This is a genomic window from Moorena sp. SIO3A2, assembly GCF_010672265.1.
Lineage (GTDB): Bacteria > Cyanobacteriota > Cyanobacteriia > Cyanobacteriales > Coleofasciculaceae > Moorena > Moorena producens.
Genome location: NZ_JAAHHC010000097.1, coordinates 1 through 10929, shown reverse-complemented (window position 1 = coordinate 10929; position 10929 = coordinate 1). Strand labels below are relative to the sequence as shown.

At 40.9% G+C, this 10929-nt stretch carries 11 protein-coding genes and 1 pseudogene; 5 read left to right on the top strand and 7 right to left on the bottom strand.

The genetic code is table 11. The features are described 5' to 3' along the window. Window positions 1-198 (top strand): transposase (locus tag F6K64_RS37325; RefSeq protein WP_287265468.1); only part of this gene is annotated, 198 nt, incomplete at its 5' end. On the opposite strand, the gene F6K64_RS37320 is transcribed toward F6K64_RS37325, so the two are convergent. From F6K64_RS37320 to F6K64_RS37310, 3 genes are all read right to left on the bottom strand, one after another. Continuing rightward, on the bottom strand, window positions 195-425 hold the full coding sequence (locus F6K64_RS37320; protein ID WP_008187047.1) for a hypothetical protein: 231 nt from the start codon (window positions 423-425) through the stop codon (window positions 195-197). The two genes, F6K64_RS37325 and F6K64_RS37320, sit on opposite strands and share 4 nt — an antisense overlap. A 127-nt stretch (window positions 426-552) precedes the next feature. Beyond that, window positions 553-900 (bottom strand): hypothetical protein, encoded by a 348-nt coding sequence (locus F6K64_RS37315; protein WP_008187049.1) that lies wholly within the window; start codon window positions 898-900, stop codon window positions 553-555. Window positions 901-904: 4 nt separating this feature from the next. Beyond that, the gene (locus tag F6K64_RS37310; protein WP_008187050.1) at window positions 905-4336 is read right to left on the bottom strand and encodes a CHAT domain-containing protein; all 3432 of its coding nucleotides are present in this window, start codon (window positions 4334-4336) and stop codon (window positions 905-907) included. A 301-nt stretch (window positions 4337-4637) separates the two neighbouring features. On the opposite strand from F6K64_RS37310, the gene F6K64_RS37305 reads away from it, so the two are divergent. Next, entirely contained in the window at window positions 4638-4838 is a 201-nt protein-coding gene (locus F6K64_RS37305) for a hypothetical protein (protein ID WP_008187052.1), read from the top strand. Window positions 4839-5134: 296 nt separating this feature from the next. Next, complete coding sequence (locus tag F6K64_RS37300) at window positions 5135-5263, top strand: hypothetical protein (protein ID WP_267872065.1); 129 nt, start codon at window positions 5135-5137, stop codon at window positions 5261-5263. On the opposite strand, the gene F6K64_RS37295 is transcribed toward F6K64_RS37300, so the two are convergent. Next, a complete protein-coding gene (locus F6K64_RS37295) occupies window positions 5249-5656 on the bottom strand; it encodes an acyl-CoA thioesterase (protein WP_044494067.1) in 408 nt (135 codons plus the stop codon). The genes F6K64_RS37300 and F6K64_RS37295 overlap by 15 nt on opposite strands. A gap of 255 nt (window positions 5657-5911) precedes the next feature. Here F6K64_RS37295 and F6K64_RS37290 point away from each other — a divergent pair, with 255 nt between their 5' ends. Then, on the top strand, window positions 5912-6760 hold the full coding sequence (locus F6K64_RS37290) for an alpha/beta fold hydrolase (protein WP_008187058.1): 849 nt from the start codon (window positions 5912-5914) through the stop codon (window positions 6758-6760). Between the two features lie 479 nt (window positions 6761-7239). Further along, the gene (locus F6K64_RS37285; RefSeq protein ID WP_229414619.1) at window positions 7240-7719 is read left to right on the top strand and encodes a GNAT family N-acetyltransferase; all 480 of its coding nucleotides are present in this window, start codon (window positions 7240-7242) and stop codon (window positions 7717-7719) included. A 252-nt stretch (window positions 7720-7971) separates the two neighbouring features. Here the strand turns inward: F6K64_RS37285 and F6K64_RS37280 are convergent. The 3 genes and pseudogenes from F6K64_RS37280 to F6K64_RS37270 all read right to left on the bottom strand — a co-directional run bounded on the left by F6K64_RS37280 (window position 7972) and on the right by F6K64_RS37270 (window position 10690). Beyond that, window positions 7972-8973: pseudogene (locus F6K64_RS37280) on the bottom strand (ferredoxin family protein). 215 nt (window positions 8974-9188) lie between these two features. Further along, a complete protein-coding gene (locus F6K64_RS37275) occupies window positions 9189-10346 on the bottom strand; it encodes a cupin domain-containing protein (RefSeq protein ID WP_008187063.1) in 1158 nt (385 codons plus the stop codon). Between the two features lie 185 nt (window positions 10347-10531). Beyond that, the gene (locus tag F6K64_RS37270; protein ID WP_008187065.1) at window positions 10532-10690 is read right to left on the bottom strand and encodes a hypothetical protein; all 159 of its coding nucleotides are present in this window, start codon (window positions 10688-10690) and stop codon (window positions 10532-10534) included. Between the last annotated feature and the right edge of the window lie 239 nt (window positions 10691-10929).

Genomic DNA, 10929 nt, shown 5'->3' with positions numbered 1-10929 from the left:
TATCTTCCCGAGTATAGTCCTGATTATAACTTAATTGAATTGGTTTGGCATTCAGCAAAAGAATATATTGCCAATCGAGTTTTCAAATCAATTGAAGAATTAGAATGTTTGTTAAATCATCTTTTAAATGAAGGAGGGTTAATTATAAAATGGGTACGAAAAATAAAAAACAAAGGCAATGCTGTTATCACAGTTTAAATGCGCAACAGCTTACTCCCAAAGTGAAAAGCCACATCATCAGTAGTTTTATCCTTGAGCAGGTCTACTCGATATCCTGACTCTTCTTCAATTTCAAGCTGCTTAGTCACTCCAAATTTTTGAGAGATAATCTGGTTGCACTTGTCCCAGAGTAAGGTAGTTGGCTGACTAGTTTTTAGATGAAAGGCAAATAAATGGACATTAGGGGCATAGACTTTAGAGGTCAATCGCTTCGCTCCAATTCAAAATTATCAATTCAAAATTAAAAAATATCCCACGAATTAATTCGGGGCTTGAAACAGCGCTGCATCGCTACTCCCTACTCCCTAATCCCTATTCCCTATTCCCTTTTCCCTACTTCCTGTTCCCTTTTCCCTGTTCCCCGTTCCCTTTACTATTGAGTTGATCCTTCACCTGCTCACGCAGTTCCTGAAACCAATTATTAAGGCGATCGGGCTGGATAGGTGGAGTGGGCGGAACTTTGCCAAGCTCCTTTCTTTGTTTCTCAAATTTTCTGAATTCATCCCTAATTGTAAGCCGTGCCTTGAACCAATTTCTGATAATTTTATCAACATTTTTTGGTGGGTTACTCTGCAAATCTGCTAAGGTCTGATCTAAGTCCTGTAAGTCTTCCATAGAAAACACTTCCGGTTTGGTGTCCAGGAAGTAAGGAAATACTAGAATTTGAGGGTCAGAAATCATAATGTTACTCTCCAATTACACAGAATGCTGCCCAATAGTAGGGGTTTTGGAACGGTTGTTCATCGGGGTTAAACCAATCCAGTGCTTGTTCAATCTTTTTCATCAAAGAGTTGTCTAGGGGTAACTGCCTACTCCAGGCTAGCAACTGAGACTGGGTGCTATCCCGCAGCCAGAATTGCGATTTATTCAGGGCAACTGCTAAAGCCATTTGCTGTCGTAGATTCTGATAAAATTTAATCATCAACAACGCTGTCGATAAATCGTTTACCTTCCACAAGCTACTAACCACTGCTGGACTTCCGGCAACTAGGAAACCACTGGGTAACCCAATGTATTCATCGCTGGTGTTAGTGTAATCAATCAATCCCGTTTCACAAGCGGAAAGAGTGACCAAACGACATTGTTCTAATTGTAGGCCAAAAACTTCTTCTATGGTCAGACACTTATCTAGGTCAAATACTTCCTCTTCACTTATCCGTAAATAGCGCTCCGAATTTGGTTCAGCAGATGCCGGTTTGTGGGCATTGGCCAGGATTAGAGCCGACTTACGGGGTTCTTGGTAATTAAAGTAACCGTGACAGCTAAAATGGGCACAGTGGAATGTGTTGAGAGCTTTGCTATCGAGAGCGGCTTTGGTAGCAGCCTTTTCCACAAGAACCTCTGTATCTGGTGGTGGATTGAAGTAGCTTTTGATTACGTCTACTTCGATAGTAGTGTAAACTAAATCAGCACTGGGATTTTGAACCGCAAACAGGTGGGTAAAATCTTTTGGGCGTTTTCTGGTTTTGGCAAGTTGCAGTAGTTGACAGCTAGGGGCGTAACTTACCCCTGCTGGAAACCGATCCATCAGAATTTCAGATTTACCTTCTCTGTGCTTACTGGTAATTGGTAAAGCATGAATGGGCAACAAATGTAAATACCGATGGGGGATTAAAATTAAGCGATCGCACTTTTCTGGAATCTGCTTAATGATGTCATTAATGGATAGAATATCAGCTAGCTCATCTAGGCGGTTACTCAGGTCGTTTTGCCAATCAGATTTTTCGGTGTCGTAGCTTTCGAGATATTCATCTACCCAATTTCCCAATTTGTCTAAGTCTTGGGGCTGAGATTGCCAAACTATGGGCTGTTGAGTTTCACTGGTAAAGATAAAAGTGAGCAGCTTATCCCATGTAATGTAAAACTCTACAATAGCAGTGTGGTCATCCAGTTTCTGCTGAAATTGTTTAAAGTTAAAGCTAGAACCGATCGGTAAATAGTGGTCTTGTAAATTATTGCGCTGCTGTCGCCACTTTTGGAGATGTTGTGCCAGGGCGGTGGGATTGTCAGCTTTGCCATTCTGGATTTGATATTGACCTATGGCTATTTCATCCCTGTATTGTTCTAGTTGAGTAACAACATCTACAGGAAAGATCGTTTTCAGGTCACGGCTGAGAATCTCTTCAACTAAATTGCGGGTTTTGCTCCGTTCAACATATTCAATGGCTGCGGTGATATTAGTTAAGTCTAGGCAGACTTCCACCATAGCTCGATAGCTTCTGTTGTACCTTTCAGCTAGTTTAGTCTTGTATTCTTCTACTCCAGAACCAGAAATAATTTCATCTCGCAGGAATTCCACTGTTTTAATGGCAGCATCAAAAGCCTGGTAAGCTTCCGGGAAATTTTGAGCATCTCGGCAAACCAAACCAAGGTTATTGTTAGTATCTAGATAGTTTTGGGGCAATGCCTCAAAGGTTAATACTCTTAGAGCTTCTTGGTAACAAGCGATGGCTTTTTCAATATTCTGTGCTTTTTCACCTTTTATTCGGTCACCGTAAGCAATACCGAGATTATTTTGTGTTTGTGCCCACTCAATAGGAAATGCCTCAAAGGTTCTAACTCTAAGAGCTTCTTGGTAACAAGCGATGGCCTCTTCACTATTCTGTGTTTTCTCCCCTTTTATTCGGTCACCGTAAGCAGCACCGAGATTGTATTGTGTATTTGCCCAATCATAAGGAAATACTTCAAAGGTCAAAACTCTAAGAGCCTGTTGGAAACAAAGGATGGCTTTTTCAATATTCTGTGCTTTCTCCCCTTTTATTCGGTTACCGTAAGCAGCACCGAGATTAGTTTTTGTCAATGCCCACTCAATCGGAAATGCCTCAAAGGTTCTAACTCTAAGAGCTTCTTGGAAACAAGTGATGGCTTGTTCTATATTCTGTAATTTCTCCCCTTTTATTCGGTTATTGTAAGCATTGCCGAGATTATTTTGTGTAGTTGCCCACTCAATCAGAAATGCCTCAAAGGTAAAAACTCTAAGAGCCTTTTGGAAACAAGGGATGGCTTCTTCTATATTCTGTGATTTCTCCCCTTTTATTCGGTTATTGTAAGCAGCACCGAGATTAGTTTTTGTCAATGCCCACTCAATCGGAAATGCCTCAAAGGTAAAAACTCTAAGAGCCTGTTGGAAACAAGTGATGCCTTGTTCTATATTCTGTGATTTCTCCCCTTTTATTCGGTTATTGTAAGCAGCACCGAGATTAGTTTTTGTCGATGCCCAATCATAAGGAAATGCCTCAAAGGTTCTGACTCTTAGAGCCTGTTCTAAACAAGTTATCGCTTCTTCTATATTCTGTGATTTCTCCCCTTTTATTCGGTTATTGTAAGCAGCACCGAGATTAGTTTGTGTCCATGCCCACTCAATCGGAAATGCCTCAAAGGTTCTTACTCTTAGAGCTTGTTGGAAACAAGCAATCGCTTGTTCTATATTCTGTGCTTTCTCCCCTTTTATTCGGTTACAGTAAGCAGCACCGAGACTAGTTTGTGTCCATGCCCACTCAATCGGAAATGCCTCAAAGGTTCTTACTCTTAGAGCTTCTTGGTGACAAGCGATCGCTTGTTCTATATTCTGTGCCTTCTGACCTATGACTCTGTAATAGTAAGCAGTACCGAGATTGTGTTGAGTCTGTGCCCAATCAATCGGAAACCTTTCACGGGTGTGTACTTCTAAAGCCAATTTGTAGCAACCAATCGCTTCTTCTAGGTTTTCTGCTTTTTCCCCTGTGATTCGGTTACGGTAAGCATTACCGAGATTGTATTGAGTCTTTGCCCAATCAAACGGAAAAGCTTCACGGGTGTAAACACTTAGGGCGACTTCATAGCCAGTGATGGCAATTTCTATAGTGCTGGCTTTGTCACCCAAAGGTAATTTTGCTACTATTTTGCTAAATTCAACAATATCTGCGCTTAGGGATTTGGCTTCACCTGCTTCCGCTTCCGCCAGCTTACTTGTTGCCCAATCCCGCAATTTATCTGCTAAGGTCTGATTAAATTTGTCGATATTTGCTTCGAGTAATTTCTCAACTACCTGCTGATCACCATTACTGTCTGCAATTGCTTGTAGCACCTCTAAGAGAAAGTCTAGTTGGCCATCAGATGTATTGTCAGCCATTGCCATCAACTGCTCTACAATAGTTTTTTAACTATTATACTACTTTAATTTAAAGGGAACCGGGAGTAGGGAGCAGGGAACAGGGAACAGAGAACAGGCAATAAACGCTATAGATATAAATGATATTTTTTTGAAAAACTATCTCAAGAATTGATGCTATTTAATAGCACTTTTCTGAAATGTAAATTTAGGTAATTGCTTTTTTTATCAACTCTAAAACTCTCAAAAAAAACTTTTAAAACCCCTTGACAAATTAAATTATAATCATTACAATAATCATTATAAACTAAAGTTGAATTTTTGCACTATGTCAAAAGAATTTACTCGGAACTTCAAAAAACAACCAACTCAGCACACTCTCAAAGGTCCTCGCCAATCAGTCATTTATAGTATGCAAATGTTTTATTCCCTGGGCTATGCCGAGATTGCTGAATGGACTCCTCTGGAGCCTACTGAAGTGCCCGGTGAAGTGATAACTACCATGACCAAGTATTGGTTGTTGCCATAACACCTTGTCTTGATGCAGTCGCTCATGGGGAGGGGCTGTGTGCGGAACCTGCGTCCGCACCTTGTAAGCCCCGTGGAAACCCCCAAGACCGCGCTGCATCGCTAACTTTCTGGGGGGGTTTCCCCCCCGGTGGCTTTGGATTTGGTCTGATAGTATAGGATCACATCCGAAAGTTTCGGGTATTTTTGTGACATAAATCAAAAGTTGAACTCGCTAGCCGTAGATAGTATTTCTACGGCTATTTTTTGTTTAAGCGGTCAGCTGTCAGCGGTCAGCTGTCAGCTATATCATAAGAGATGATAAAATTAGTAAAGAGTTTTTCAGAGCTATCAGGTAAACAGGATTTTTTCCCTATTGCCTATTGCCTATTGCCTATTACCTATTACCTATTACCTATTACCTATTACCTATTACCTATTACCTAGCCATTGCACGATTTCTTCAGGTAAGGGAATTTTGGTTCTAGTCATTGCATTAATACAAACGTGCTTGGTAATTGCCTTTGCCAGTAACTGTTGCGATGACGAAGCTTTAACAACTTGATAAGCAATTTCAAACTTACTTTCACTCAACTGCTCAGGCATCACATGAATCAGCAGTGGATCCCCACAAAACATAGGACGCAAGAAATCCACACTGGCATGAACAATCGGAATTGCCACAGCGGGCTTAGTGAAAAAGGACTTGAGATTAATGCCCGATGCATCTAGAGAGGCTTCATAGGCTTCATGGCAGATAGATAAAACATTAGCAAAATAGACCACACCAGCCGCATCGGTATCTGAAAACCGAACAGTGCGATTATAAGTAAAAGAGATCATACCATTTCAGTTATCAGCTATCAGCTATCAGCTATCAGCTAATTCGCTACGCGCACGCTACGCGAACAGCTATCAGCTGAATGCTTACAAAGTTTCTGCCCATAGCGTAACCTCCTTGAGGTGCTATTGAATAAAATAAGCTGACGGCTGTTCGCGTAGCGTGGCCTAAGGCCAACGGCTGATGGCTGTTCGCGTAGCGTGAGCTTTTAGCTCACGGCTGAATGCTTACACAACTAACAATTAACAATTAACATGAATGGGATCAAAAAAACCTCTCAAGCAGCAGTATATCTCAACACTGACCTCCAGGGGTCAGGATTCCCAATTCTCTGCCTTCACGGTCATCCAGCCTCAAGTCAGTGCCTTTCAGTTTTTACCCAACATCTATCCCAGAGGTTCTGGACTATCAGCCCTGATTTGCGAGGATATGGTAAAAGTCCAGCTGATCGGGATTTTCAGATGACCGACCACTTGACTGACTTGGAATCCCTGCTCGACTATTACAAAATTGACCGCTGTTTGATACTAGGTTGGTCTTTAGGGGGAATTTTGGCAATGGAGCTTGCCCTGACGCTACCTCAGAGAGTCACGGGTTTAATTTTAATCGCCACAGCCGCTCGACCTTGGGGTAATCATCCCCCCATTAGTTGGCAGGATAATCTCTATACCGGCATCGCTGGTGTCTTAAATTGGTTACAACCAGGATGGCAATGGAATATTGACACATTTGGTAAGCGATCGCTTTTTCGGTACCTGATCCAACAACACACAACCAGCACCTACCAGTATATTGCCAAGCACGCCATATCAGCCTACTTACAGACCTCCCAAGCCGCTACACAAGCACTCAACACTGCCATTAGGGCTGGGTATAACCGTTTGCCAGACTTAAACCAGATTCAATGTCCCTCCCTGGTCTTAGCAGGAGCTGCTGATCGCCATATTACCGCAGCATCCAGTCGAGAAACCGCTAAACATCTCAAGGATAGCCAATGGCAATGCTATGACAATACTGCTCACTTGTTTCCTTGGGAAATTCCCGATCAGGTTTTAAAAGATATCGACAGCTGGATTAGCAATAATCCCCAAGTTGTGAGGTGATCAGAATGTATAATTTAGAATTTAGAATGCAGAATTTAGAATGTATAATTTAAAATGTAGAATTAATAATTTATAATTTAAAATGTAGAATTTTGAATTAATTCAAAGCTGATAGCTGTTGGCGTAGCCTGCCCGTAGCGCATATTATGACAATTCTTAATTCTTAATTGAAAGCTGAAAGCTGATAGCTGATAGCTGATAGCTTACAAGTCTCAATTCTCAAGTCTCAAGTCTCAATTCTCAAGTCTCAATTCTCAATTCTCAATTCTCAATTCTCAAGTCTCAATTCTCAAGTCTCAAGTCTCAATTCTCAAGTCTCAATTCTCAAGTCTCAAGTCTCAATTCTCAATTCTCAAGTCTCAAGTCTCAAGTCTCAATTCTCAATTCTCAATTCTCAATTCTACATTCTCAATTCTACATTCTCAATTCTACATTCTACATTCTACATTCTACATTCTACATTCTAAATATGGTTAAGCATGATGACGACAATTGAAGTACGTCCTGTTAAAACTAAACAAGAGTTAGAGGATATGTACCACCAGCGGTGGCTTGTGCTCAGAGAGCCTATGGGCATGGAAAAAGGAACAGAACAAGACAAGTACGATAGTAGTGCTTTTCATCTCGTTGCTGTCTGTAATAATCAGGTAATTGGTTCAGCAAGATTAAGAGAATTGTCTCCCGGATTGGGCAGTATTGCCTACGTTGCACTATTACCTGAATTTCGTCACCAAGGAATCGGCACCAAACTGATGGAAACATTAATTGAAAAAGCCAAAGCAAACAATTTCAATGCTTTAAGACTACTGAGTAGAATTAATGCCCTAGGTTTCTATAGTCGCCTTGGTTTTATAGCCGACGGTGACCAATTTGATTATGTTGGCATCAGCCACCAATTCATGTATCTTAATATATCTAGTCAAGGGAATAGGGAACAGGGAGTAGGGAGTAGGGAGTAGGGAGTAGGGAGTAGGGAGCGGTGCGACCCCGCGCTTTTTCAAAGCTAAGCGTGAACGCGCACCGTAGGGAATATGCCATCAAAAATTATCACAATTCCTACACGGACTCTATACCAATGACTAAGTAAATTACTAACACCAGTAACTCTATATTTAAGGTGCGTTGATAACGCACCCTACTAGTTGAGCTGACGGCTGACCGCTGACGGCTGACTGCTGACTGCTGACGGCTGACTGCTAAATGCTTACCTCTTAGCTTGCCATCTGCGGTTGATAAACTGGAAGAATTTCCAGCAATTCCGAGTAAAGGCAGAGATTCTTAATAGTATATTTAACAAATAGTGACTCTTTCTGAGCACCACAAGATCCTTTCAGCTGCAATGTCTTACTTTCATCTTTAACTAATTCAGCACGACAATGGTAAATCAAGCCATTAGGTTTTTCAAAGCTGATCTCAGCTTGAATAGAATCCTGATTCACATCTTCCTTAATAATTGAACCACCAACTTTGTGCTTAAACCAATCCCATCCGTAGCGGAGGATAAGTTCCCTTTCCAATACCTGAATTTTAGTCGGTAGAATTCCCCAACCTCGATAAACCCGATTGAAGCATTCAATATCACCACTACGGATTAAAATTGATTTAAATGAATCTTGATCTAAGACACCATAGTATCTTCCATCTGGCAAGTCAATGGCAGTGGGAGCAAACCGATGACCACCAAAGTGGCTGGCTTTCCAGAGTCTGACATTGCTTAAAGATAACTCAGCAACAGTAGCTAAGGCTTTGCAGTAAAAAGGATTACCATACCTGGCGCAACACACATCATGGCTACCATGGGTACAAACTAAAATGTCTCTAGTATCACTGTCTTGTGTGACACAGTTTGGCGTTTCTCCAGCTAAGAATTGTCTGACAATCCCAGCTACCTCACCAAGATTAGTCACATCAAACTCTAGCTTGCTGTACCCTTTTAACCTGGCTTCACCGTTGTGACTATAAATCAAAAGCTTAGTCTGATCTGCTTTTAGAGTTTTATTATTAGCAATCAGTAGGAATCTTACTGGCAGCTTACGCTGCTTTACCTCATCCACCAATTTCCTAAGATTGTCTGGAATATACTTAGAATCCATGGCATTAGACAGCCACGGTTGGCGGCATTATACTAAAACATACACTTGGTAATTAGTACCACTACCGATAATGTCTTCGGCTAACTGCTGTGAATGGTCAGAACAAAAAAAAGTGTTCATCGTTTTATCTCCTTAATTGTCATTTTATAAAAAAATATAAATATTTTTTCTAGCATTTTTAATAGCTATGATATACAGATAATTGGTTTCTTGATTCCCGATTCCCGATTCCCGTTCCCCTCCTGGGAGGGGTTAGGGGTGGGTTCCGATTCCCGATTCCCGTTCCCCTCCTGGGAGGGGTTAGGGGTGGGTTCCGATTCCCGATTCCCTATTACTTATACTCTGGTATCAACAAAAATTATTCCTTCAGTAACTAAATGGGTTAAAAGAGGAACAACATCAACCTCCCAATCGAAACCTGGTAACCATGTCATGACATTACTACCGGTAAACCTCTCTCTGGTGAATAAATTTTCCACCAAGGATTCAGTTACTCCTCCTAAAATGATTTCTTTACCTGAAACGATAACTTGGTAGCCATTGTTATCTGGCAGCTGTGAAATTTTGAGGCGCTTAAATTTGGGATTACTAAACCTAGTCTTTACACCATTGGGAAATATATTAAATCCTGCTTGCGCAGGTAGAGAGTATCTAGCTAGTGGCTTGACTAAGCCATCAAGATAACGGTTATATCGTTCCTGGATATCACTGTTAGTAAGGTATTCTTTGAAATTTTGGATTAAGTTATCAATCGACTGATCTAATGGCTCAGCATCGAACCGCAGTGGTAAACTTTTACGCCAGGCTTCATTCTGCCGTAACTCACCTACTAACCAGTCTAAAAAATCTACACCAGTCTGGCAATGAATCCCTAGGGTTAAATGTAGTGAAGGTTGATCTAGAGCAACAGCATAGTGCCAATGTCCACGGGGTATATACAACACATCACCAGGGGTAAGGGTACACTTCAAGTAAGGGTCTCCTTCCGGAGGTGTTTCAGAGGCTGATTTTTGCTCAGTCAAGGGGTATTTTAGAGTATCGCTAAATACATACCATTCCTTGTTTCCCTCTATTTGCAAGATAAAGACTTCGTGAGTATCGTAGTGACAGGAAAATCCCTGTTTACTGGGCCATGAACAATAGGAATTGACTTGAGCACTATAGCCTAAATCTTGTCTAACTTCTGAGGTGAAGTTAGTAATTTCTGGTACTAGTTTATGTACCTTGTCGATGATTAGAGTTGCCCCTGACTGGCACCACTTGATCAGATTCGCGTTTTCCTTTTCCTCCAAAACTTTGCCATCTAAGGCTAAGCGCAGCTCCGGATACTTGAATTGATGGAAATTCAGCAGATCGGTGAGTTTTTGCCAAGAAAATAGATCAGCAAACTTCCTTTCGTCCTCACTTGGAATAAATAGTGCTTTACTCGTCCAATGGTATTCTAGGAATTTATGCTCACTGTATGGCTTGAGGATTTTTGCGAGCACTGACATAACTATTTGATAAAAATTAGCAACAAATAATTTATACTAAGCAAATAGCTTGCACCAGAAATATAATTGAGAAAATTTCTCTAATTTCTGATACAAGCTCGGATTAAGCCAACACTATTAGCAACTAATTATTGCTAACAATTCTGGGCTCATAAGCAATAGCTACCTGATCAGGCCAGATAGTTTCAGGATTCCTCGCTTCTAAGATCACCACCGTCAGCGTCAGTATTTAGGCAAGATTCAGTAGTCTTATGGGAATTATTAGGAACGATTTCCTTGATTTCGAGTGTAATTTTGCTAGCAGGGCGCTTTTCAGCAGTAAATCCTTTGATTTGCTCTAACATACTGTGTCTCCATCTAGTGTAGATTCACCCTTTTGCTGCTTAACCTTTCGGCTATTGCTGGAAAGGCTCAGTGATCGGGTCTATTTTATAAGCTGTTCGGCATTTAAATTGGTATAATAAAAATTAATAAATAACCCAATAATAGGAAATATGCCAGCAAAAAATTATCTGACAGCAAAAAACAATACTTCAAAAAGCCTTAAAAATAGAAGAAAATGGAAATATTAGAGAACGTATTT